The following is a 23,942-nucleotide window of genomic DNA, read 5'->3' on the forward strand; positions in this document are numbered from 1 at the left end:
GCAACCGTTGATACAGTCTCGATCCGGTGCCACGGAAGACGATCGGGGGCGGGGCAATGACCGAGTTCGACGGTAGAACAGCGCTGATCACCGGAGCCGGCCACGGAATCGGTGCGGCCACCGCCCGGCTCCTCGCCGACCGCGGTGCGCGCGTGGCGATTCTCGACGTCGACGTTGCCGCCGCACGGGCCCTCGCCGACGAGATCGGCAAGGGCGCAGAGGCTTTCGAAGTCGATGTCACCGACGAGGACGCTGTGTCATCCGCCGTCGGCGCGGTGGTCGACACCATGGGCGGGTTGCACTTGGCAGTCAACAACGCGGGCATCGCGGGTGCCGATGCGTCCGTCGGCAAGTACCCGACCGACGTGTGGCGCCGCGTGTTGAGCGTCGACCTCGACGGTGTTTTCTATTCGTTGCGTGCCGAGATACCTGCCATCACCGCGTCGGGTGGCGGGGCCATCGTCAACCTCTCGTCCATTCTGGGTACCGTCGGGCAGAAAGGGCAGGCGGCGTACGTGGCCGCCAAGCACGCCGTGATCGGACTGACGAAGACTGCAGCGCTGGAGACGGCGAAGCACGGTGTTCGGATCAATTCGGTCGGTCCCGGATTCGTGGACACGCCGCTTCTGTCGCACATCGACGACGAGGGGCGGGCTGTCCTCGACGCGTTGCACCCGGTGGGACGGATCGGCCGGGCGACGGAAGTGGCCGAACTGATCGCGTTCCTGCTCTCCGACCGGGCCGCCTTCGTGACCGGAAGCCACCACAATGTGGACGGCGGATTCACCGCGCGATGACCCGGTCGCCCCGAATTTCTGTGTAAGGTCCCCTTCCATGGGGGTTGCGCCGCTGTCCACGACCCACGTGACGCATCTGTCCGTCGACGTCGGCGATCCGATCGATTTGGCGGACACACCCGACGGAGCCCGCCGCCTCGTTCCCATCGTCGGCGGTCGCGCAACCGGCGCCGTTCTGAGCGGGCTCGTCGTACCAGGGGCGGTCGACACACAGATCAGACGAACGGAGACCCACACCGACATCGATGCCGCGTACGCCATCCTGACAACCGACGGTGAGCGAGTGTATGTGCGCAACAGAGGCATTCGTGTCGCAAGCGCGGAGGACACGGCGTCGCTCGCCGAGGGCAGGACGGTCGATGCAGCCCGAGTCTATTTCCGCGGCTTCGTCCGGCTCGAGACCAGCGTGCCGCGTCTGGCGTGGATGAACGACAGGCTCTTCGTCGCACGCGGCGAGCGTTACCCCACCACGGTGGAGATCGACGTGTTCACAGTCGACTAACATCGCCTACCCATGGCAGACACCGCGGGACCCACGCTGCTCTACGCGATCAAACAGGTCGAACTAGCGGTCAGGGCCGGTATGGACAAGATGCTGCGGCCGCTGAACATCACGGTCTCGCAGTACACGGCACTCACCGTTCTCCGTCAGCGCGACGGTCTGTCGTCGGCCCAACTCGCTCGCAATTCGTTCGTCACCGCTCAGACCATGGGCGAACTGGTCGCGACGTTGGAGAAGCGCGGATTGGTCACGCGGACCAGCGATCCCACCAACCGTCGCAGGATGCTCACACACCTCACCTCCGCGGCGCTCGCCATGCTCGACGAGTACGACGCTGCAATCGAAGAGCTGGAAGAGAAGATGCTGGCCGATCTGTCCGATCGGGAGCGTGACGAGCTACGGCGCTACCTCGGAAGTTGCCGAACTGCGCTGACCGATCGCTCCGCTCGCTGAGCAAACCGACCGGTCGACGAAAAGTCGCCCCAAAACCTTTGTGAATGGCAACAAACGCAGGCAAACCTGCTCAATGCCGCAACTACCGTCCATTCATCAGCGATGATTCTCCGGTACACATGTTCGACAGCGGCGGGGGGCGCAGAGGACTCTTCTCGACCCGAAGGCTGGCTTCACCGTGGATGGATTGCGACAGTGGTGGAACGACACCGTCGATTACGACTGGCTCATGCGGTATCACCGGGCGCACCCGTTCCTGAGGCACGCCGAGAAGTTCGTCAGTGTGTACGCCGTCTTCTACACCGCGCTGTGTCTCGGACTGCTCGTCGATGCCGATCTCGTGCGCGGCGCCGTCGAGCACGCGGTCGTCGCGTCCTGCGCGGTCATCGCGGGGCTCATGTCGGTGTTCGCCGCGTCACGTCGTGTCGACAGCCTGCGCTCCTCACTGGCCTTCGTCGCTTCGGGCGACATCGGAACTGCAGCGGTGCTGCTCTGCCTGATTCCCTCCCCGCTCGCGGTACTCGCGACCACGATATTCACCGGCATCGGGAACTATGCGGCATCGTTTCACGGGGCCCGCGTGCTCGCCGCCCACTACTGCCTGGTGCTCCTCACGCTCGGTACAATCGTATTCCGCGCTGCGATCGACGGATCGTTCTCGCTCACAACGGTTCTCGTTGCCGCCGGAGCGGCCGGCGTGGTTCTGTTCACATCATCGGTCATCGTGCAGGCACTTGTCTCCTACCTCCGACGGGACGCCGCCGGAGCGTACTTCGACCCGCTGACAGGGTTGCGGAACAGGCGTGGTCTTCTCGACGCGATGAGCAGCCTGTTCCACGAGCAGAATCGCGCCGCCTCGTCCATCTGGTGCGTCGTGATCGACTTGGACGGGTTCAAGTCCATCAACGACCGGTTCGGCCACGACCACGGCGACACCGTCCTGCGGCGTACCGCAGCCCGCATCGAACACGCATGTCCGTCGACGGCGTTCTCGGCGAGAGTGGGCGGAGAGGAATTCACCGTCGTGGGAAGCGGTTCCGAGGAAATCGGTCTGGACTGCGCCGACCGAATAATGACGACGGTATTCGACGACGAGGACGACACGCCCGTGACGGCGTCGCTCGGCCTGGCCGTGTCACCGGCCGGACTGCTCCCCACCGACGGGGGGCACGCATTGACCGTCTTGTCGTCGCGCGCCGACGCCGCGATGTACGAAGCGAAACGTCGAGGTGGTCACCAGGTGGTGCACAGCGAAAACGTCGACACCGACCGTCACGGCACTAGGTGACCGGCTGTCGGAGAATGGTTCGCCGTCCCTCCGGTGCCGTTCGACGAAAATCGCTCAGGTAGATCTCGTGGTGCCGTCCCGTCGGAGTCAGTCCGTGCTCCGGCAGGAATTCGTGGTGGAGTCGATGTAGAAGCGGCGCTTCGTCGTCGAACGACCCGACATGCATCGTTTGCACGCAAGATCCTTCGACCAGGCGCTCAGAGTCGCTTGAAATCGACCTTGGCCATGGGCGACTATATCGCCGTTCGCACTAGTAGACTATGGTCTACTAAGCGCACGGGGCGCACATCTTTCGGGGGAATCACATGAACCAACACAGGTACCGCATGCTCACGGTCCTCGCCGCAGCAACACTGGTCTGCGCGATCGGAACACCCAGCGCCTCCGCGGCGCCGGCTCCGGCGCCCGCCACCGTTCTCGGGTCCATCGACGACGGACCCGGCACCTTCCACGTCGTACGCACGGTCGACAGTGGACAGCGACCCACCGAGGCAGACAACGCAGCGTGTAAGGACTACTACGGAACGCCCCGCTCGCTTGCTGTCGTCGAGCGCCTCGACGCGCGGATGTACACGTTCGAAAACGACTCGACCACTGGGTTTCTGACCGATCCCACTGCGCAGGACATCGGTCCCATCTACGTGTGCGACGGACCGACACTCGACGGACGGGCGCTCCTGGATCAGTGGGGCCGACTGACCGCCCCCGGTCTGGGAACACTGACCATGAACGGCCCCTGCGGACTCGAGTTCATGATCGGACAACCAGGGCGCGCTGCGGTCGACTGCGTTCTGACCATGGCGCCCAACGCATCCGGCGTCACCGGTGGTGTCGCGACGTCCAACTCGGTGGCCAACCCGGCTCGCCTGCCCGACGGCCGCACCGGCTCCCTGTGGACGCTCTACACCCTGGGAGAGGGCACAGCACCGGTGTCCACGCCGAGACCCGGCTCGCCACAACCGACCGGTTCGGTGAAGTACAGCGTGGGGCGCGAGGTGAATTCGGTCTCGAACAGGCGCACGTCCGCGTGCCCCGGCGGCCTGCGCAGCACGGAGATTCACGCCATCTCGGTCGATCCGGCAACCGGCGCGGTCGACGGCGAACCATCGTCGGACGTCGCGGCCACCGCGTCGATCTGTTATCAGAACCCCGGTGCGCCTGACTTCGGCGCTTCGCTGTCGATCACGACCAATGGGGTCACTCCCCCACTCACCTCGACGTCGGTCGGACAGTGCCGACGGGTGCCCCTCGCCGTCGAGCCGGGAACCGTGCAGCAGTCGTGCGGATTCACCCTCCCGCCGCAGTTCGACCGCGGCCTGACCGGCGGCCAGGTCACACTCAACGGACTCGTCCCCGTGAACGATGCTGCCGGATCGGCCAATTCGGCCATCTGGACCACATCGTTCCTCGGGCCGATCACGGCCGGCGTGTGAGCAGGCGCCTCGCGGTCGCCGCACTGGCTGCAGCCACCGCCCTGTACTCGATACCCGCCCTGTACTCGATACCCGCTGCTGCGCAACTGCTTCCGCCACTCGGGTACGGCCAGACGCGAGACATCACGGTCGTGCCGCTGCCCGGTCAACCCGAGGGCATGGCCGTCGACCCCGTCGACGGAAGCCTGTGGTCCGGATCCAACCGGCCTTTCGCCGCGGCCGACGTGTGGCACTGGGACGCGACCGGTCACCTGCTGCGCACGTACTCGCTGACAGACCACGTCCCGGCCGAGCACGGAGTCAACGGCATCACGCTCGACGGCGACGGGCGGGCCTACGCCCTCGACTACTCCGGTGCGCGGGCCGTACGAATAGATCCGGACACCGGAACCCAGTCCGTCTATGCGACGTTCGCCGACCTGCCTACGTGCGCGTCCGCGTCGGCTACCGAATGCGAACCGTCCCCCGTCGATCGACCGGCGTGGCCCAACTGGGCGAGCTTTGCCCCCGACGGCACCATGTACGTGAGCGACTTGAACCAGGCCACGATCTGGCGGGTCCCACCGGGCGGTGGACCAGCCGAGATCTGGTACCAGAACGTCGATTTCGCCTCGCTCTACAGTGTCAACGGGATGCAGTTCGACTCCGCTGGGCGCCTGACGTTCGTCGTCACGATGTCGCTGACGCCGTCGACGATCGGGCACGGAGTGGTGTATCGGCTACCCGTCACCGCCGGCGGCTCCCCCGGTCCACTCGAACAGGTGGCGGTGACCGGTCTGGGCGACGGTCTCGCCATCGGCGCCAGCGGCAAGATCTACCTGCCGATCTCCAATCCCGTCGACAACGGTGTCGAGGTAGTCGATCCGGCAACCCGTTCGGTCGTCGACTCCCTGCCGTCCCCGGCGGACCGCATCACACGGTCGATCCCGTATTCGACACCTGCGTCGGTCGCGTTCCGCGGCACGTCCTTGATCGTGACGAATCACGGCCTCCTCGCGATCGACCCGCATCAGTGGGCCATCCTCGAGCTCGGCGTGGGCGAGGCGGGCCTACCGCTGCACTACCCGACGGGACTGGCCTGATCCGCGCGTAGCATCGCGAATCATGAGCACACAGGGGTTGGTTCTCGCAGGTGGTGGCGTCGCCGGTATCGCATGGGAGTTGGGCTTCCTGCTCGGCGTCCGCGACCGTTCCGAAGAGTTGGCGCAGGCTCTGCTGGCGTCGGACGTGATCGTGGGGACGTCGGCGGGATCCTCGGTGGCCGCGCAGATCACCAGCGGTACGTCGCTCGACGAGCTTGTAGCGCAACAACTGTCGCCCACGTCGACCGAGATCGACCCCGCGGTGGACCTGACCGGATTGGTCGAATCGTTCACCGCCGCATTCGCCAACCCCGATGCCACCGCAACCGAACGACTGCGCACTATCGGCGCCATGGCAGCGGCGGCGCCGACAGTGAGCTCGGACGTTCGCCGAGCGGTCATCGCGTCGCGCCTCCCGTCACATTCCTGGCCCGACCGCGACGTCAGAATCACCGCACTCGACGTCGCGACCGGAGAGCTCGTGGTGTTCGACCGCCACAGCGGTGTCGATCTCGTCGACGCCGTCGCAGCGAGTTGCGCGGTGCCGGGCGTCTGGCCGACGGTGCCCATCGACGGACGCCACTTCATGGACGGTGGAGTGGGAAGCAGCACCAATTGTGGAGTGGCGCAGGAGTGTGCGCGGATCGTCGTTCTCGTTCCGTCGGAGGCGCCGGGTAATTTCCTTCTCGGTGGCACCGTGGCCGACGAAGCCGCGAGCCTGACCGGCTCCGCGGTCCACACCGTGTTCGCGGACGAAGTGTCCGTCGCCGCCTTCGGCGAGAATCCTCTCGACCCCGCGACGCGCACACCGTCCGTGACGGCGGGTCGCGCGCAGGGGGCGCGGGAGGCGGAGGCGCTGGGCAATTTCTTGGGGATTGCGGTGTGATTCGCGCATTCACCTTGCCCGGAGATCGGTCCCGGCCCATGCTGTTCCTGCACGGGATGGGCGCAGCCGGTGTTCCTGCGTTCGGCGAGGTCGCGACCGACCGTGCGTTCGAAGGACGGCTTCGACTGTTACCCGATCTTCTGGGTTTCGGATTCAGTGACCGCCCGCGAGACTTCGATTACTCGCTGGTCTCGCACGCCGTTACCGTTGCAGATCTACTGGACGACAGTGGCCTTCGAGACGTGGATGTGGTCGGGCACAGCATGGGCGGGTCGATAGCTGTCGAGTTGGCTGCTCGCCGACCCGATCTCGTGCGCAGTCTGGCGGTTCTCGAACCCAACCTCGAGCCGTGGGACGGAGGCGCCAGCGTACTGATCGCGCAGCAGTCCGAGGAGGGTTTCGTCGACACCGGCTTCGCAGAGTTGCTGTCAGATGTGGACACGGAATGGGCAGCGACCCTACGCATCTGCGACCCGCGTGCCTTGCACCGGAGTGCCGTGGGTCTGTGTACCTCGTCGGTTCTCGATTCGCTCCTGAAGCTGACGACGAGATGCGTCTACATCTACGGCGAGCTCACCGGTGCACCGAACAGCGTCGAAACGATACGCGGAGCAGGAGTCCGCATCGAGCGAATCGACGATGCGGGGCACAACATGATGGCCGACAACGCACATGCGGTGGTCGAAGTCATTCACGATTTTGTGGGCGATGGAGGACGAACCCGGCCATGATTACATCCCGGGTTGCCCACTAACGCCCTAATTCCTACGTCCCAACGTCTTGGTCAACACGTGCGCCTGTTCGAGCAGCAGCCGTCCCAATTCCGGACGTCGTTCTGCTCGAAACCGAGTCTCGACGCCCGTCAGGCTGAGCGCCCATGCCGGACGGCCCGCGCGGTCGAACACGGCAGCGCCCATGCCCCAGCTTCCTTCCACCAGCAAGCCGGGGTTGACGGCGTAACCCTCACGGCGAACAGCCTGAACACGTTGTTGCACAGCTTCGTTCGAGTGCGAGACACCCCATTGCGTCACCAGATCCGTCCCCGCCAGATACGCGTCCAGCTCGGCATCGGGTAGGTGCGCGAGTATCACCAAACCCGCCGAGGCAACACCGAGCGGGAAACGAATACCTTCGTGCAGCACGTGTGACCGAAGCGGAAAGCTCCCGTCTTCCCTCAGCAGGCACACCGTCTCGTCGCCGCGCCGTGCGGAGAGGAACGCGCTCTCACCACTGTCGGCCGCCAAAGCACGGACGATGTCACGAGCGTGGTCCGTCACGTCGTACCGAGCCGACGACATGGACCCCAGCAGATAGATTTCCGGGCCCAGAAACCATCGCCCGGACGCTCCGTCACGGTCGACGAAACCTTCCGCCGCGAGTGCGGCGAGGAGACGGTGCGCGGTGGGCCGAGCAAGCCCCGTCGCTCTCGCCAGGGACGTGGTGGAGGAACCGCCCGGCTCGGACGACCCGACCGCACGCAGCAGCGTGCTGACTCGACCGATGACGGTGGACGACTCTTCGCTCATGGCGTGACCGTAGCGTTCATTCGGTAGAAGCGTTCACTGAGCGGACGTATCGTCGGTCGATGTTCACGTCGTGAGCAGTTCAACGGTTTTCCATATTGGAATCCGCAGCTGAGGTTGACTGAGCGCAGCGTTTACTCACCGAACAGGAGCTCGGACAGTGGCTACTCAAGTCTCACAGTCGGCGGCCGAAGCAGTCGCTGACATCGGTACCGGCGCCAGTCTCGCCGTCGGCGGGTTCGGGCTGTGCGGAATCCCCGACGTCCTCATCGACGCGATCGCCCACGGCGACGCCACCGACCTCGAAGTGTTCTCCAACAACTGCGGCGTCGACGACCACGGCCTCGGAATTCTGCTCTCCGCCCACCGCATTCGGCGCGTCACCGCGTCCTACGTCGGAGAGAACAAAGAATTCGCCCGCCAATACCTCGCCGGCGAACTCGAAGTGGAGCTCACCCCGCAGGGCACCCTCGCCGAGCGTCTGCGCGCAGGCGGTGTCGGCGTACCCGCGTTCTTCACCCCCGCCGGCGTCGGCAGCCCCATCGCCGACGGAGGCATGCCGTGGCGCTACGACGGCGACGGCACGGTCGCCATCGCATCACCGCCGAAAGAGACCCGCGTGTTCGGCACCAAGCGCTACGTCCTCGAAGAAGCCATCAACGCCGACTACGCGCTGGTGCACGCACACACCGGCGACACCGACGGCAACCTCGTCTTCGACAAAACCGCCATGAACTTCAACCCGCTCGCCGCAATGGCCGGACGCATCACCATCGCCCAGGTCGAAAACCTGGTCCACCCCGGCGACATCGACCCCGCCGCCGTGCACCTGCCCGGAGTGTTCGTCCAACGCATCGTGCACACCGGACCCCAGAACAAACGCATTGAAAAGCGCACCGTCACCCAGGGAGCCACATCATGACCGGATGGTCACGCGAGGAGATGGCGGCACGCGCCGCCGCCGAGATGATCGACGGAGAATACGTGAACCTCGGAATCGGGCTGCCCACCCTGATTCCCGGTTTCCTCTCCCCCGACATCGACGTCACCCTGCACTCGGAGAACGGCATTCTCGGCACCGGCCCCTACCCCACCGAGGACAGGATCGACCCCGACCTCATCAACGCCGGCAAGGAAACCGTCACCGTCAACCCCGGTGCGGCGTACTTCGATTCCTCGCTCTCGTTCGGGATGATCCGCGGCGGCCACATCGACACCGCAGTGCTCGGCGGCATGCAGGTCTCGCGCACCGGTGACCTCGCGAACTGGATGGTCCCCGGCAAGATGGTCAAAGGCATGGGCGGGGCGATGGACCTCGTGCACGGCGCCGGCCGTGTCATCGTGATCATGGAACACACCGACCGCGACGGAAACCCGAAGATCCTCGACGCCTGCACCCTCCCCCTCACCGGGCAGGGCGTCGTCGACCGCATCATCACCAACCTCGCCGTCATCGACGTCGTCGGCGACGGGACCCTCGCACTGGTAGAACTGGCACCGGGCGTCAGTCGGGAAGACGTGCTGGCCGCGACGGGGGCCGAGCTCGTCTAGGAGCGGTCGACGTCACCCGTCGATCCTCGCCATATTCGCCTCGTTGTGACGGGCTCCCGCGGCGGGCGTGAGATTGTTCAGAAGCTCCACCTGCTCCGCCGAGAGCGCGAGCTGGTCGGCGGCGGTGTTCTCCTCCACTCGATCGAGGCGACGGGTACCGGGAATCGGCGCGATGTCGTTGCCTTGCAGCAAAATCCACGCGAGAGCAACCTGCGCCGGTGTCGCGCCGGCTTGATCGGCGATCTGACGCACTTCGTCGACCAGCGCCAGGTTCCGCCGGAAATTCTCCCCGACGAACCGGGGGTTGTCCTTGCGCCAGTCGTCGTCTGCGAAGTCGTCGACGCTCCGGATCTGCCCGGTCAGCAACCCATGACCGAGCGGTGAATACGGAACAAAACCGATGTTCAGCTCACGGAGAGTGGGAAACAACTCGGTTTCGGGCTCACGACTCCACAGCGAAAACTCGGTCTGCAAAGCTGCAATCGGGTGCACGGCGTGCGCTCGCCGAACCGTGGCAGCGCTGGCTTCGGACAAACCGATGTGTCGCACCTTCCCGGCCGCAACCAACTCCGCGACCGCACCGATGGTGTCCTCGATCGGGACATTCGGATCGACACGATGCTGGTAGTACAGGTCGATGTGATCGACGCCCAACCGTGACAACGATCCCTCGACGGCGGTACGGACGTTGCTCGGGCTGCTGTCGACGTTGCCGGGCCCGCCCCCGGCGTGCGAGACCAGACCGTACTTGGTGGCGACGACGACCTCGTCGCGCCGCCCGCGGATTGCGCGACCCACTACTTCTTCACTGTGGTACGGCCCATAGATCTCGGCAGTATCGATGTGCGTGACACCGAGATCGAGCGCCCGGTTGATGGTGCGGATGGACTCGTCGTCGTCCAAAGCCGCTCCGGTCGTGTACGTTCCGGCCATCGTCATCGCGCCCAAGCCGATACGTGACACCGACAAGTCACCGAGGTGTGCAGTTTTCATCTGGTTTTGCTCTCTTTCAGCTCTGGTTTGAATTTGACGACAATGACCTTGCTCATTGTTGTTTCCTATCTCGCACCCGGGGAGTCCCGGTGTTTAGGGGTAAAACCCGTGACCCCCACAATGGCCGCCGATGTTCTAGATTCGAGCCGTGAGCACCAAAGACGACATCCGCGAATTTCTCACGAGCCGCCGGGCCCGTGTTACTCCGGAGGCGGCGGGCCTCCCCCAGTTCGGCGGTGCTCGACGCGTTCCGGGCCTGCGGCGTGAGGAAGTGGCACTCCTGGCGGGAATGAGCACTGCGTACTACATCCGTCTCGAACGCGGGAACGCCACCGGGATCTCGGAATCGATCCTCGACGGAATCTGCCGTGCCCTGAAGCTGGACGACGCCGAGCGCACCCATCTGTTCGAGATGGTCCGCACGGTGAACGACGGACCGAACACCCGCAGACGACGCAAACCCACACCGGCGCAGCACATCAGCGAGGCGGTTCGTCAGACGATCGATTCGATGACCGATGTTCCGGTGATTGTGCAGAACGGACGCTTCGACTTGCTGGCCGCGAACGCTCTCGGGCGCGCGTTGTTCGCGCCGATGTTTCGGGGCGGTGAGGACTCGCCCAACTTCGCGCGCTACGTCTTCCTCGACGCCAGCGCGGGTCCGTTCTACCGTGACTGGGACGACTCGGCAGAGCAAATCGTCGCCCTGCTGCGCGGGGAGGCCGGACGCGCTCCCTACGACCGCGCGCTCACCGACTTGGTCGGTGAGTTGTCAACGCGCAGCGAGGAGTTTCGGCAACTGTGGGCGGCCCACGACGTTCGCATACACGAAACGGGTATCAAACGGGTGCATCATCCGGTCGTCGGAAGCCTCGACCTCACGTACGAGGCCTTCGCCGTCAACTCGGCCCCGGGCCTGATGCTGATCGCCTTCACCGCGGCCGTCGGGTCACCGTCGCACGACGGACTCAGACTTCTCTCCAGCTGGGCGGCGGACGCGGCCCATAACACATCAGTTGCTGCGCGCGATGATTCGACGAGCCTGTAACAAAACCGGTTCGTCCACCATCTGTCCCCGATAGGTGAAGACTCCCCGATTGGACGACACGGCAGCGAGGAGACCTTCTGCCCAGTCGATTTCGTTCTGCGTGGGCTTGTACGCGTCGCGAATCACCGGCACCTGGCTGGGGTGAATCGCCACCTTGGCATCGAACCCGACTGCCACCGCGTCATCGGTCTCTACCCGAAGACCGTCCAGATCACCGATGTCGACGTACACCGAGTCCAGCGCAAGCAGTCCTCGGGCCTTGGCTGCCAGCAATACTTGCGAGCGCACATGTCTGGCCACGTCCCGATATTTTCCGTCGAGCGTACGGCTGGCGTTTCCCCCGAGGGACGCCGTCAGGTCCTCGGCCCCCCACATGGCGCCGACTGCGTTCTCGGCGGACAGCGTCTCGAAGACATTCACGGCGCCGAGCGCCGACTCGACGAGTGCAATGACGCCACGCGGCGCCAACTCCGCGATGTGCTGAGCGCTCGTGGTCTTGGCCAGCATGAGCGTCCGGTACTCGGTCCGCTCCACCGCTTCGAGGTCTCGCGCATGATCCTCGGAACCGAAGGCATTGACACGCACCACCGTTCGCTCCGGATCGAGCGGTGTGGAGATCAGCGCGTCCCGCGCGGCGGCCTTGTCGGTCGGCGCGACGGCGTCCTCGAGATCGAGAATGACGACGTCCGAACGGTCCGCAGCTTTCTGATACCGCTCGGGACGATCAGCAGGGCAGAACAACCACGCGGGCCCCGGTGGTAGCCACGATTCCGACCGGCCTCCGGCCTGCCCGTTTTTCACGCTTCCCCCGTCGGAATCATCTGTATCAACGTCTTTCGCACGGCGACGGCGACGATATCACCGTGCTGATTGCGGCCGGTGTGGGCGAACGTCACCACGCCTTCGCCGGGCCTCGACTTCGATTCCCGCTTCTCGGAGATCACCGTCTCGGCGTAGAGCGTGTCGCCGTGAAACAACGGCTTCGGGAACGTCACCTCCGAGAACCCGAGGTTGGCGACGATGGTTCCCTGCGTCAATTGGGCGACGGACAACCCCACGAGGGTGGAGACCGTCAACATCGAATTGACCAGTCGCTGACCGAACGCCGTGGTTTCGCTGTACGCCGCATCGAGGTGCAGCGCCTGCGTGTTCATGGTCTGCGTGGTGAACAGCGTGTTGTCCGCCTCGGTGATCGTACGGCCCGGACGGTGCTCGTAGACCGTGCCGAGCTCCATCTCCTCGAACCACAAGCCGCGCTGGCGGACTCGCTTCTCGGTCACATTCCCAGCCCGCGCGCGATCAGCATCAACTGCACCTCGGTGGTGCCCTCGCCGATCTCGAGAATCTTGCTGTCCCGGTAGTGCCGTGCGACGACGTATTCGTTCATGAAGCCGTAGCCACCGTGAATCTGCGTCGCATCACGCGCATTGTCCATCGCCGCTTCGGACGCCACCAGCTTGGCGATCGAGGCTGCCTTCTTGAACGGCTTGCCGGCCAACATCAACGCCGCGGCGTCGTAATACGTCGCGCGAGCGGAATGTGCCCGCGCTTCCATCCGCGCGATCTTGAAGGAGATCGCCTGGTTCGTCGCAATGGGCGACCCGAAGGCCACCCGGTCCTTGGCGTACTTCACGCTTTCGTCGACACACCCCTGAGCAACACCGACCGCAACCGCCGCGATGGCGATGCGACCCTCGTCCAGGATGTGCAGGAAGTTCGCGTATCCGCGGCCCTCCTCCCCCAACAGGTTCTCGCGCGGTACCCGAACGTCGGTGAAGCTCAACGGGTGCGTGTCCGATGCGTTCCAGCCGACCTTGTCGTACGCGGGCCCGGCCTCGAATCCCGGAGTGTCCGTCGGAACGAGGATGGACGAAATCTGTTTGCGGCCCGACGCCTCGTCGACACCGGTCACGGCCGTCACGGTGACCAGTTCGGTGATGTCCGTTCCGGAATTGGTGATGAATTGCTTGTTGCCGTTGATGATCCAATCGCCGCCGTCCACCTTCGCGGTGGTCTTGGTGCCGCCGGCATCGCTACCGGCGCCGGGCTCGGTCAGACCGAAGGCTGCAAGTGCCGTCCCGGCGGTGAGTTTCGGCAGCCACTGCTGCTTCTGCTCCTCGTTGCCGAACCGGTACACCGGCATCGCGCCCAGCGACACACCGGCTTCCAGCGTCATGGCCACACTCTGGTCGACCTTGGCCAGTTCCTCGAGCGCGAGGCACAAGGCGAAGTAGTCTCCGCCCATGCCGCCGTACTCTTCCGGGAACGGGAGTCCGAACAGGCCCATCTCGCCCATACCCGCCACGACCTCGTACGGGAACGAGTGTTCTTTGTCGTGTTTCGCCGAGACGGGTGCCACCACCGATTGGGTGAAGTCCGCGACCGACTTGATCAGTTGCTGGTATTCCTCGGGCAAGTTTGCGGACGACAGGTAATCGGTCATTGCTGAACCTCGTGTTCTGCGTTGGGAACAATGCGTGCGAGTTCTTGGTCCACGTGGACCTGGTCGCCGACTTTCACGGCAACTTCTACCGTCCCGTCGATCGGGGCGGTCAGGGTGTGCTCCATCTTCATCGCTTCGACCACGACGACGGCGGCGCCGGCGGTCACCGAATCACCGGACCGGACATCGACTGCGATGACCGAACCGGGCATGGGGCTGAGGATCTCGGCATCACCCGATTGTGCCTCGTCCGCTCGAACGCTCGGCTCCGGCACCTCGCGTACCTCCCACGTACCGCCGGCACCGGCGACCCAGGTCTGGGCCCCGTCCCGCGCGAACGTCAGGGACTCGCGGATACCGTCGACGACAATCGTGACGGTCGCGTCGTGCACGTCGGCGGTCAACGACCGGGGCGGGTGATCGCCGATCACGATCTGCGCCGAATTCGGCGTGCCCGTGATCGCCACGTGAACGGCGGTGTCAGCGGACACGAGCCGGACGACGTAGGGAGCCTGCCCGCCGACTCGCCACCCGGACGGCATCGACCAGAGATCGGTACCCGCGCGGCGCCATGCGTGAATCCACGACACGGCAGCCACTGCGGTCAATGCGCCGTCGCTGACCTCGGCCGCCGTGAACTCGTCGACGCGCCGGTCGAGAAGTCCGGTGTCCAACTTGCCTGCACGAACGTCGTTGTCGGCGAGCAGAAATCGTGCGAACTCGATGTTGGTGACGACACCGAGGACTGCAGTTTCCGACAGAGCGCGGTCCAGCGTCCGCAGAGCCGAGGAGCGATCTGCGCCGTAGCCGATGACCTTCGACAGCATCGGGTCGTAGTTGCTGCCGACGTCGGTACCCACCGAGAGACCGGAATCGACGCGGACTCCCTCGCCGGACGGCTCCCGCAGTCCGACAACGGTTCCGCCGGTGGGGAGGAAGCCGCGGGACGGATCCTCCGCGTACACACGCGCCTCGATGGCATGCCCGGTCATGCGGACATCCTCCTGTGTCAGCGACAACGTCTCACCAGAGGCGACGCGAACCTGCCATTCCACGAGGTCCAACCCGGTGACCATCTCGGTGACGGGGTGTTCGACCTGCAAACGTGTGTTCATCTCCATGAAGAAGAACTCGTCCGGCCGGTCGGCGGAGACGATGAATTCGACCGTCCCGGCTCCGGTGTAGTCGACACTGCGGGCGGTGTCGCACGCCGCCTGTCCGATACGAGCACGCGTCGCTTCGTCCAGCAACGGTGACGGCGCCTCCTCGATGACCTTCTGGTGGCGGCGTTGCAGGCTGCATTCGCGTTCGCCGAGGTGGATCACGTTGCCGTGGGTGTCGGCGAGAATCTGGACCTCGATGTGCCGGGGACGCAACACGAACCGTTCCAGGAAGAGCGTGTCGTCGCCGAACGACGAGGCGGCCTCGCGGCGTGCGCTGGCAAGGGCAGCAGGCAAATCCCGGGCACGCTCGACCAGCCGCATACCTTTGCCGCCCCCGCCGGCCGACGGCTTCACCAGCACCGGAAAGCCGACGTCCTCGGCGCCGGCAATCAGGTCGTCGTCGGTCAGTCCCGGACGCGAGATACCCGGTACGACAGGAACACCGAACGTCGACACCGCGGCCTTGGCGGCGATCTTGTCGCCCATGACTTCGATGGCACGCACGGGCGGTCCGAGGAACACGATTCCCGCGTCCTCGCACGCTGCAGCGAACTCCGAGTTCTCCGACAGGAAGCCGTAGCCGGGGTGAATGGCCTGCGCCCCGGTGCGTTTCGCGGCATCGATGACTTTCGGGATCGACAGGTAGCTTTCACGAGCGCTGGCCGGGCCGAGCCGGACGGCGGTGTCGGCCTCGGCGACGTGGCGTGCTCCGGCGTCTGCGTCGCTGTACACAGCAACCGACCAAATCCCCATGCGCCGCAACGTCACTGCTACACGAACTGCTATTTCGCCGCGGTTGGCAATCAGTACAGTGTCGATCATCTCTGTCACATCCTGAAGACGCCGTAGGAGACCGGCTCGAGCGGCGCGTTCGCACACACCGACAACGCCAGTCCGAGAACCTGCCGGGTGTCGGCTGGATCGATGACCCCGTCGTCCCACAACCGAGCCGTCGAGTAGTACGGATTGCCCTGCGTCTCGTACTGGGCGCGTATCGGCGCCTTGAACGCCTCCTGCTCCTCGTCCGTCCAGGATTCACCCTCCTGCTCACCGCGGACGGCGGCCAGGACCGATGCGGCCTGCTCTCCGCCCATGACCGAGATGCGGGCGTTGGGCCACATGAAAAGAAACCGGGGCGAGTAGGCGCGACCGCACATCGAATAGTTGCCTGCGCCATAGGATCCGCCGATCACGACGGTCAGCTTGGGGACACGAGCACAGGCCACCGCGGTGACCATCTTGGCGCCGTGTTTCGCGATACCGCCGGCTTCGTAATCCCGTCCGACCATGAATCCGGACAGGTTCTGGAGGAATACGAGGGGGATGCTGCGCTTGTCGCACAACTCGATGAAGTGCGCGCCCTTGAGCGCCGATTCGGAGAAGAGCACTCCGTTGTTGGCGACGATCCCGACGGGGTGGCCGTGCAGGTGCGCGAAGCCGGTCACCAGAGTTCTGCCGTATTCCGCCTTGAATTCGTCGAATTCGCCGGCGTCCACGACCCGTGTGATCACCTCGCGCACGTCGTACGGGGTGCGCGGGTCGATCGGGACGACGTCGTACAGCTCCGTCTGATCTGCGATCGGGTCGCGTGTCGGTACGACGTCCCACGGACGCGGGGTGCGGGGGCCGAGTGTCGAGACGATCTTCCGCACTCGGGCGAGGGCATCGCGGTCGTCGTCGGCCAGATGGTCCGTCACACCGGAGACCTTCGAGTGCAAATCGCCGCCGCCGAGGTCTTCCGCGGTCACGACTTCACCCGTCGCCGCTTTCACCAGGGGTGGCCCGCCCAGGAAAATTGTTCCCTGGTTCTTGACGATCACGGCGTCGTCGCTCATGGCGGGAACGTAGGCGCCGCCTGCGGTGCACGAGCCCATCACCGCCGCAATCTGAGCTATCCCCTTGGCGCTCATGGTGGCCTGGTTGAAGAAGATGCGGCCGAAGTGCTCACGGTCGGGGAAGACTTCGTCCTGGCGTGGCAGATACGCACCGCCCGAGTCGACGAGGTAGATGCACGGCAACGTGTTCTGTAGTGCAATTTCCTGCGCGCGTAGGTGTTTTTTCACCGTCATCGGGTAGTACGTGCCGCCCTTGACCGTCGCATCGTTTGCGATGATCACGCATTCACGGCCCGAGACGCGTCCGATTCCCGCGATGACGCCCGCGCCGGGGCACTCGTCGTCGTACAGCCCGTTGGCCGCCAGCGGTGCGATCTCGAGGAACGGGCTGCCCAGATCGAGCAGTTCGTCGACGCGATCGCGCGGTAGCAATTTTCCGCGGGAGATGTGCCGTTCGCGGGACTTCTCGCTCCCGCCGAGCGCGGCCAGGGCGATGCGCTCGGCGAGCTGACTGGTCAGCAATTCGTGGTCGGCGCGGTACGACGCTGTCTCCATGCGATGACCTCGATCTCGGCAGTTCAGTTAAAGGCGAGTAACTGAACGAATAGTAAACCGTGATTAACCGAGTTGTCCACCGCGCACCTGCTGTGTTGCGCGTCCGATACGCCTACTGGCCAGACATGGGCGCGCGGTGCAGTGTCGGCGTATGTCTGCTCCGTCGGCCTACGGCAAGCGCCGACCCGACAACGAGAGACACTCCGCCGACAGCCGCCGCGAGAACGGGGCCACGGACCGTCACCCATGTCAGCTTGTCGGCCGAATCCTTGGCACGGGCAACCTGTTCGGCCCGACCGGTGTCGTCGAGACTCAGGGATGCCTTGAAGATCGACACCTCCGGGAGCTTCGGATCGCGCGCGAAGTACTGATAAGGCGTCTCCTGTCCGGAAACCAGGCTGCCGCTGAGCGGTTCGACGTAGATGTCGCGGACGTTCGAGTAGTACCGCTTCATGGTGACGGGCTCGTCGCCGTCTCCCAGTCCCCATTTCTCGTCCACAGCGCGTCGAATCGCGCGGCCATCACCTCGTGTCCTGCGTCGCCGGGATGTAGACCGTCCACCAGATACGGGGCCTCGTCGGCGTGCAAGAGATCGCGGCCGTCGATGTACTGCAGGTGGTGGTCGTCCCGAGAGCGACGATCGACGATGTCGCGCAGCGTGTCTCGTATGTTCTGCACCGTCAGCGCGCCGAAGAGAACGGCCGCCTCGTCGCTCGTGACGACGTAGTTGCCGTCGTCGCCGCGGACGACAGGCCCCGGTCGATCTTCGGCGACCGGGAACGGCGTCGGCGAGACGAGCGTGATGGGCGTGGTGGGGTGACCGTCACGGACGGTGTCGAGAAACCCGTCGACGGCCGGACCGAACGTACGTGCAGTCATGCTCGCTCCGTTGTGGATGTTGGCACCGAGTTCGAGCGTGATCAGATCAGCCGGAGCCGCGGCGATGGACCGAGCCACGAACGGGTCGAGCATCGCGTTCCCGGTGAAGGACAGGTCGTAGATGGCCAGACCCCGAGACAGCGCCACGCGTACCGGCCACGTCGACACGATCCCTGCCGCTTCCAAACCCTGGCTCAGCGACGAGCCGTAGTGAATCCACCGTGGGCGTGTCTCGGGCGTAGGCGGACGGATCTCACCGTCGGCCGAGAGCGACAACACCGCGGTCGCCGTCCCGTTGGGCAGCCACAGCTCGACCTGTTTGTCACCGTCGCCGAGGTGGTCGACGACTGTCGTCGTGGGACCACCTTCGCGAGCACCGATCGAGCCGTCCTCCGCCACGACGATCGCGGCGTCGATGCCGACCGGACACCGCCGGACGTGAACACCGTCGACTACGACATCGACCACCTGGGTGGTCAACTGCGAAGTCTCCCCTCGCATTTCGAGGACGGTGGTGTGCAGTTGCAGCGCGAGGGTGGTCGACGTGGTTCGGAACGCCAACCGGATGCCGCCGCTTGCACTCATCACGAAATCGGTCATGACGTCGGGATACTGCGCACGCGTCCACACCGGTAGCCGACGTGCGTACACACCACCGTGCTCGGACGGACCGACGTCTCTTGCCCCGTCGATGCGGACGACGGTCGAGGGGAAGAGCTGGACGTCGGTCATCGGTGCAAGAGCCTACCGCCGGGGTCCATAGAACGGCTCCGACGACCAGTCGAGGGGCCAGTAGCATTGGCGACGTGGACTCATCCAACGTGTCACTGAGCTCTCCCCTCGCCTTGGCGTGCGGACAGGTGCTTCCCAACCGCCTGATGAAGTCGGCACTCAGCGAAGGGCTGGCCACCGACGACCACGGGCCCGACACGCGCCTCGAACGCCTCTACTCACGTTGGGGCGCAGGCGGGTTCGGTCTCGTGGTGACCGGCAACGTGATGGTCGACCGTGACCACCTCGGTGAGCCCGGCAACGTCGTGGTCGAGGACGACCGACACCGGGACGAGTTGACGCGGTGGGCGAAAGCCACCCGCGACGGCGGCACCCCGATCTGGATGCAGATCAACCATCCTGGCCGACAAGCGAATCCGCTGGCAACGAAGGCCCGACCCGTCGCGCCGTCGGCAATCGCGCTGAACATTCCGGGGCTGCCCTCTCCACGTGAGCTGACCGATACAGAGATCCACGACATCGTCGAGCGTTTCGCAGCGACATCGGTCGTCGCCGAATCGTCCGGATTCGACGGCGTACAGATTCACGGCGCACATGGATACCTGGTCTCGCAGTTCCTCTCCCCGCTGTCCAACACACGAACCGACGCCTGGGGCGGTGACGCCGACCGCCGAATGCGATTCCTCCTCGACGTGGTCCGCGCAATCCGCTCGGCCGTGTCCCCCGGATTCGCGGTCGGCATCAAGTTGAACTCCGCGGACTTCCAACGGGGCGGATTCAGCGAGCACGAATCGCAGGCCGTCGTCGAACGCCTGGCCCACGAGCACATCGATCTGATCGAGATCAGCGGCGGCAGTTACGAATCCCCGGCCATGATGGGAACTGCATCCGACAGCACCCGAGCGCGCGAGGCATACTTTCTGGAGTACGCCCGTACGGTGCGTCACGCGGCAGGCTCCGTTCCGCTCGCGGTGACCGGCGGTTTTCGAACTCGCGCGGGAATGACCGAGGCTCTCCGATCCGGTGACTGCGACGTCGTCGGGTTGGGTCGACCCGCTGCCATCACACCCACCGCCGGAGCTGCCCTACTCGACGACGGCGCGGAGACGCTTGCCGCACCGTCGGTGTCGCTCAAACTCCCCGCGAAGCTGCGGTCGGCGCCCGCGGTGAAGGCGCTCGACGGCGCCCTCGATCTGCAATGGCACACGGACCAGCTGCACCTGATGGGCGCCGGCAAGGACCCTGATCCCGATCGATCCATTCTGCGGACGGTGGTCACCACGGTGCGCCGCAACGGTGTCGACGCGTTTCGCAGCAAGCGCGGGGGCGACCGACGCCGGTGATGTGGAAGTTCTCTCTACAGAAGGTCACTTCGATGTAGAGAAAACCACCGTGGTTGCCGTCACAGTGCGGGTGGTCGAATGGTCTCAGCAGCGAGCCCCATGGCTCTCACCAGCAGAAAGAGACGTGACCATAGTGACCACATACTCCCCGGCAACACTGCGGGCGATCAAGAAGGCGACCGTGCGGCTCCTGCCGCTCATGGGCCTGCTGTACTTCTTCAACTACCTCGACCGAGTCAACGTCGGGTACGCCGCCCTCCGCATGAACGAAGACCTCGGCCTGAGCAGCGCGGCGTACGGGCTCGGCGCCGGACTGTTCTTCATCGGCTACTTCATCTTCGAGGTCCCCAGCAACCTGATGCTGCACAAGGTGGGAGCGCGAGTCTGGATCGCCCGCATCGCGATCACCTGGGGCATTCTCGCCACCTGCATGGCGTTCGTGAACAGCTCCGAGACCTTCTACCTCGTCCGCTTCCTCACCGGCATAGCCGAGGCTGGGCTGTTCCCCGGGCTGATCCTGTTCCTCACCTACTGGTTCCCCCGCGCTCGGCGCGCCAAGATCACCGCCATGTTCATCCTGGCCATCCCGCTCTCGTCCGTCTTCGGCGCCCCGGTGTCTTCTCTGCTGCTGCAGCACGGCGGCGGCTGGCTCGGATTCGAGCAGAGCTGGAGGGTCATGTTCTTCCTCGAGGGAATCCCCCCGATCATCATCGGTATCTGCACCCTGTTCCTGCTCCCCAACCGTCCCCGTGACGCGAAATGGCTCACCGCCGAGGAGAAGAGCGAACTCACTCAGGTCATCGACGCCGAAGACGCCCAGCAGGTCCAGGGTCGGGGTCACATGCCGCTGAAGCGCGCACTGACGAGTTCGCGGGTCGTCGGGTTGGCCATCACGTACTTCGGTATCACCTACGGCCTCTACGCCATGAGTTTCTTTCTTCCGCAGATCATCTCGGGATTCCAGGAAAGCTTCGGCTCGAAGCTCAGCCTGCTCCAGATCGGCCTCGTCACCGCAATTCCGTTCGGCATCGGTGCCGTCGCGATGCTCCTGAACGCATGGCACTCGGACAAGACCTCCGAGCGACGATTCCACACCGCAATTCCGGTCGTGGTCGGTGCAGTGGGCATCGCCGTGGCGATGAACCTCGGTTCGCCGTCGACCACTGTCGTCGCGATCTCCGTCGGTGCCGCGGGCATCTTCGCCGCACTCGCCGTGTTCTGGCAACTGCCGAGCGCCTTCCTCACCGGGACCGCCGCGGCCGGTGGTATCGCAATGATCAACTCGTTCGGCAACCTGAGCGGATTCGTCGGCCCGTACCTCACCGGCTGGCTGCACGACCTCACGGGCAACTACAAGGCCGGCATGTTCCTGGTCGCCGGGTTCATGCTCCTGTCCGCCGCAATCGTCTACAAGCTCGGTCGAACCCGTGACGACGAAGGTCTGCAGAACGCCTCACCCGACCTCGCGCCGCGGGTGCATCAAGCAACGTGATCCTCTCGACCGAAGAACCCCGGCCCACGTCGCCGGGGTTCTTCGTCGTCTCACGGGGCGAGCAACATGCCACTTCGCCGCAGCCGCAACAGCACCTGGAGGTCGAGAGCCGAATCAGGTTCCCGCCATTGCTTTCCGATCAATCTGTCGATCGAATCCAGACGTTGGTACAACGTGTTGACGTGCACGTTGAGGGCGGTGGCCGCCTGCGCGTGACGACGCCCCTGGGAGAGGTAGGTCGACAGCGTCTCGATCAGAGGTGTGCCACGCTTGGCCTCCTCGTCGATCATCGGTCCCAGCAGCCGACGGGTCAGCGCGTCCAACTCCTGCCGACCGGTACGACTGAGCAGCACGCCGTAGATACCCAGATCCGAAGACGCGGATTTGTCCCCCGGGCGCCCGAGGGTGGCGAGGACATCGCACGTCTGCTGCGCCTCGAGGTACGCGTCGGCCAGGGCCGCGGCTCCCCGAGCGGGTGCGGACACCCCGACCGTCGTCACCGTGTCCGACGACGGGAGCGAGTCGAGCACGTGCTTCGGACGTTCGGTAGGGACCACGGCGATTGCGCGGGACCCGTGCTGTGCCACCACCGAACCGGTTGGCAACGAAGCAGATTCGAGCACACGGCGGGCATCTACCCCGCCGTCCCGAGTTTCCGCGACGGCCACGCAATACGTGCGGTCGGGGTTCACGCCGGCCAACCTGCACTGCCGGTCGCTGTCGTCGGCGCTCGCGGGACGAGTGATGAGATCGACGACGAACGCGTCGCGAGACCGGCGTGAACTCTCGCCGGCGTACTGGTCCGCCGCAAGCAGCAGCGCGACCGCAGGGGCCACGCGCCCCAACAGAATTCGATCGGCATCGCCGAGCGGGGAGTTCTCGGCCGTCACGACGACGACGGCGCCCAAGACGCGATCCGAGGTGTGGATGCACTGGGCCACCACCAGTGACCCTGCTCCCTCACGTTCGAGTTGCTTGTCGCGCAGCGATGAATCGTTCGTGAAGTCCTGCACGATCGACTGTGCCACCGAACCGATATCAGACGGACCCGTCGATGTTCCGGTGACCAAGTGAACGGGTTTGCCCATCAGGCGTCCGACGTCCGCGATCAGCCGCGGTACCCCTCCCCCGTCCAACACGACGCCGGCGAGCGTGCGATCCCACTCGATGGCGGTCTCCAATTGCTGTGTTCGAGTGGACAACTCGTCGTTGGCGCGCTCGAGTCGGGCGACCGCCTGGTGGTAGCGCTCGAACGATCGGGCATTGTCCATCGCCACCGCCGCGTGAGCCGCCAGTGCCGACAGCAGACCGACCTCGGATTCGGTGAACTGCCGTTCGGTGCGTTTGCAGGCGAACAACGCGCCGAGCACCTGACCACCCACCTGCAACGGAACCCCGAGCAAACCGCGCATGTTCTCGGCGGCAGCAGCGCTGTCTCCTCCGGTCATGTGTCGGAACGCCGGCTCACCCTGATAGTCGGTTGTCCACGCCGGGGCCTGCTCGCGCAGAATCAGTCCGGCCATTCCTTCGTTCTTGTCGAAGGTCAGACCGGGCAGCTTGGGCGTCAGCGCGCCGCTGGTGACGCGCACCGTGAAGTCGTCGCCGTCGACCGTTCCCACGTAGGACAGGTCCACGCGCAGCAGACTTCGGGCCTGATCCACCACGGTCTGCAGGAGCACATTCAGGTCGCGCACCGTGGTCAGCCGCACCGCAATGTCGTTGAGAGCAGCCAGTTCCGCGGCTCGGTCGCGCCGCTGATCGAGCTTTGCTCGCAGCTCGTAGGCGGCGTCCGCATCACGTTCGGCGCGAACCCGCTCCGCGCCGCGAGCGTCGAGAAGCACGGCGGTGCGCTCGGTGTTCATCGACGACCAGGATGCATCGCCGAGTAGTAGTTGCAGCCACCCCGCCGCTTCATCGGATTTCGACACCGGAGATCCCATCTAC

At 65.1% G+C, this 23,942-nt stretch carries 23 protein-coding genes and 1 pseudogene; 13 read left to right on the forward strand and 11 right to left on the reverse strand.

Going from position 1 to position 23,942, the window contains the following annotated elements; genetic code table 11:
* Positions 1-26 precede the first annotated feature (26 nt).
* The 4 genes from IEW02_RS16300 (at position 27) to IEW02_RS16315 (ending at position 3,040) form a co-directional block, all read left to right on the forward strand.
* Positions 27-797: an SDR family NAD(P)-dependent oxidoreductase gene (locus IEW02_RS16300; protein ID WP_229746076.1), complete on the forward strand. Its 771-nt coding sequence runs from the start codon at positions 27-29 to the stop codon at positions 795-797.
* A gap of 37 nt (positions 798-834) precedes the next feature.
* The gene (locus tag IEW02_RS16305) at positions 835-1,299 is read left to right on the forward strand and encodes a DUF3237 family protein (protein ID WP_229746077.1); all 465 of its coding nucleotides are present in this window, start codon (positions 835-837) and stop codon (positions 1,297-1,299) included.
* Positions 1,300-1,311: 12 nt separating this feature from the next.
* A complete protein-coding gene (locus IEW02_RS16310; protein WP_188545874.1) occupies positions 1,312-1,752 on the forward strand; it encodes a MarR family winged helix-turn-helix transcriptional regulator in 441 nt (146 codons plus the stop codon).
* Between the two features lie 178 nt (positions 1,753-1,930).
* Positions 1,931-3,040: a GGDEF domain-containing protein gene (locus IEW02_RS16315; protein WP_188545875.1), complete on the forward strand. Its 1,110-nt coding sequence runs from the start codon at positions 1,931-1,933 to the stop codon at positions 3,038-3,040.
* On the opposite strand, the pseudogene IEW02_RS16320 reads toward IEW02_RS16315, so the two are convergent.
* Positions 3,033-3,239, reverse strand: a pseudogene (locus IEW02_RS16320) (GyrI-like domain-containing protein); the annotation flags it as partial. The gene IEW02_RS16315 and the pseudogene IEW02_RS16320 overlap by 8 nt on opposite strands.
* A gap of 106 nt (positions 3,240-3,345) precedes the next feature.
* Between IEW02_RS16320 and IEW02_RS16325 the strand changes: the two are divergent.
* Genes IEW02_RS16325 through IEW02_RS16340 form a run of 4 tightly spaced genes read left to right on the forward strand, consistent with a single transcriptional unit; the run spans position 3,346 to position 7,172 of the window.
* The gene (locus tag IEW02_RS16325; RefSeq protein ID WP_188545876.1) at positions 3,346-4,473 is read left to right on the forward strand and encodes a hypothetical protein; all 1,128 of its coding nucleotides are present in this window, start codon (positions 3,346-3,348) and stop codon (positions 4,471-4,473) included.
* Positions 4,470-5,555, forward strand: a complete 1,086-nt coding sequence (locus tag IEW02_RS16330) for an SMP-30/gluconolactonase/LRE family protein (protein WP_188545877.1) — start codon at positions 4,470-4,472, stop codon at positions 5,553-5,555. Before IEW02_RS16325 ends, IEW02_RS16330 begins: the two co-directional genes overlap by 4 nt.
* A 19-nt stretch (positions 5,556-5,574) precedes the next feature.
* The gene (locus IEW02_RS16335; protein ID WP_188546172.1) at positions 5,575-6,441 is read left to right on the forward strand and encodes a patatin-like phospholipase family protein; all 867 of its coding nucleotides are present in this window, start codon (positions 5,575-5,577) and stop codon (positions 6,439-6,441) included.
* Positions 6,438-7,172, forward strand: coding sequence for an alpha/beta fold hydrolase (locus IEW02_RS16340; RefSeq protein WP_188545878.1), 735 nt, complete (start codon positions 6,438-6,440; stop codon positions 7,170-7,172). Before IEW02_RS16335 ends, IEW02_RS16340 begins: the two co-directional genes overlap by 4 nt.
* Before the next feature lie 27 nt (positions 7,173-7,199).
* On the opposite strand, the gene IEW02_RS16345 is transcribed toward IEW02_RS16340, so the two are convergent.
* Positions 7,200-7,967, reverse strand: coding sequence for an IclR family transcriptional regulator (locus IEW02_RS16345; protein WP_188545879.1), 768 nt, complete (start codon positions 7,965-7,967; stop codon positions 7,200-7,202).
* Positions 7,968-8,124: 157 nt separating this feature from the next.
* Between IEW02_RS16345 and IEW02_RS16350 the strand changes: the two genes are divergently transcribed.
* Positions 8,125-8,886, forward strand: a complete 762-nt coding sequence (locus tag IEW02_RS16350; protein ID WP_188545880.1) for a CoA transferase subunit A — start codon at positions 8,125-8,127, stop codon at positions 8,884-8,886.
* Positions 8,883-9,515, forward strand: a complete 633-nt coding sequence (locus IEW02_RS16355; protein ID WP_188545881.1) for a 3-oxoacid CoA-transferase subunit B — start codon at positions 8,883-8,885, stop codon at positions 9,513-9,515. Before IEW02_RS16350 ends, IEW02_RS16355 begins: the two co-directional genes overlap by 4 nt.
* A 12-nt stretch (positions 9,516-9,527) precedes the next feature.
* On the opposite strand, the gene IEW02_RS16360 is transcribed toward IEW02_RS16355, so the two are convergent.
* Positions 9,528-10,508 (reverse strand): aldo/keto reductase, encoded by a 981-nt coding sequence (locus tag IEW02_RS16360; RefSeq protein WP_188545882.1) that lies wholly within the window; start codon positions 10,506-10,508, stop codon positions 9,528-9,530.
* A gap of 139 nt (positions 10,509-10,647) precedes the next feature.
* Between IEW02_RS16360 and IEW02_RS16365 the strand changes: the two genes are divergently transcribed.
* Positions 10,648-11,556: a helix-turn-helix domain-containing protein gene (locus tag IEW02_RS16365; RefSeq protein ID WP_229746123.1), complete on the forward strand. Its 909-nt coding sequence runs from the start codon at positions 10,648-10,650 to the stop codon at positions 11,554-11,556.
* Here the strand turns inward: IEW02_RS16365 and IEW02_RS16370 are convergent.
* The 7 genes from IEW02_RS16370 to IEW02_RS16400 form a co-directional block, all read right to left on the reverse strand.
* The gene (locus IEW02_RS16370) at positions 11,521-12,357 is read right to left on the reverse strand and encodes an HpcH/HpaI aldolase/citrate lyase family protein (protein ID WP_188545884.1); all 837 of its coding nucleotides are present in this window, start codon (positions 12,355-12,357) and stop codon (positions 11,521-11,523) included. The two genes, IEW02_RS16365 and IEW02_RS16370, sit on opposite strands and share 36 nt — an antisense overlap.
* The gene (locus IEW02_RS16375; RefSeq protein WP_371829962.1) at positions 12,354-12,836 is read right to left on the reverse strand and encodes a MaoC family dehydratase; all 483 of its coding nucleotides are present in this window, start codon (positions 12,834-12,836) and stop codon (positions 12,354-12,356) included. The genes IEW02_RS16370 and IEW02_RS16375 overlap by 4 nt, the downstream gene beginning before the upstream one ends.
* Positions 12,833-13,999, reverse strand: a complete 1,167-nt coding sequence (locus tag IEW02_RS16380; protein ID WP_188545885.1) for an acyl-CoA dehydrogenase family protein — start codon at positions 13,997-13,999, stop codon at positions 12,833-12,835. The genes IEW02_RS16375 and IEW02_RS16380 overlap by 4 nt, the downstream gene beginning before the upstream one ends.
* Positions 13,996-15,993 (reverse strand): acetyl/propionyl/methylcrotonyl-CoA carboxylase subunit alpha, encoded by a 1,998-nt coding sequence (locus IEW02_RS16385; RefSeq protein ID WP_371829963.1) that lies wholly within the window; start codon positions 15,991-15,993, stop codon positions 13,996-13,998. Before IEW02_RS16385 ends, IEW02_RS16380 begins: the two co-directional genes overlap by 4 nt.
* Complete coding sequence (locus IEW02_RS16390; RefSeq protein ID WP_188545887.1) at positions 15,990-17,552, reverse strand: carboxyl transferase domain-containing protein; 1,563 nt, start codon at positions 17,550-17,552, stop codon at positions 15,990-15,992. Before IEW02_RS16390 ends, IEW02_RS16385 begins: the two co-directional genes overlap by 4 nt.
* A gap of 112 nt (positions 17,553-17,664) precedes the next feature.
* Positions 17,665-18,051 (reverse strand): porin PorA family protein, encoded by a 387-nt coding sequence (locus tag IEW02_RS16395; RefSeq protein WP_188545888.1) that lies wholly within the window; start codon positions 18,049-18,051, stop codon positions 17,665-17,667.
* Complete coding sequence (locus IEW02_RS16400) at positions 18,003-19,163, reverse strand: SGNH/GDSL hydrolase family protein (RefSeq protein ID WP_188545889.1); 1,161 nt, start codon at positions 19,161-19,163, stop codon at positions 18,003-18,005. Before IEW02_RS16400 ends, IEW02_RS16395 begins: the two co-directional genes overlap by 49 nt.
* 146 nt (positions 19,164-19,309) lie before the next feature.
* On the opposite strand from IEW02_RS16400, the gene IEW02_RS16405 reads away from it, so the two are divergent.
* Both IEW02_RS16405 and IEW02_RS16410 read left to right on the forward strand, forming a co-directional pair.
* Positions 19,310-20,506 (forward strand): NADH:flavin oxidoreductase/NADH oxidase family protein, encoded by a 1,197-nt coding sequence (locus IEW02_RS16405; RefSeq protein WP_188546174.1) that lies wholly within the window; start codon positions 19,310-19,312, stop codon positions 20,504-20,506.
* A gap of 124 nt (positions 20,507-20,630) precedes the next feature.
* Positions 20,631-21,998: an MFS transporter gene (locus tag IEW02_RS16410; protein ID WP_229746079.1), complete on the forward strand. Its 1,368-nt coding sequence runs from the start codon at positions 20,631-20,633 to the stop codon at positions 21,996-21,998.
* Positions 21,999-22,048: 50 nt separating this feature from the next.
* Here the strand turns inward: IEW02_RS16410 and IEW02_RS16415 are convergent, their stop codons facing one another.
* On the reverse strand, positions 22,049-23,926 hold the full coding sequence (locus tag IEW02_RS16415; protein ID WP_308933190.1) for a helix-turn-helix domain-containing protein: 1,878 nt from the start codon (positions 23,924-23,926) through the stop codon (positions 22,049-22,051).
* Positions 23,927-23,942 lie beyond the last annotated feature (16 nt).

Origin of the sequence: Rhodococcoides trifolii (genome assembly GCF_014635345.1) — a bacterium.
GTDB classification, from domain to species: Bacteria; Actinomycetota; Actinomycetes; order Mycobacteriales; family Mycobacteriaceae; genus Rhodococcoides; species Rhodococcoides trifolii.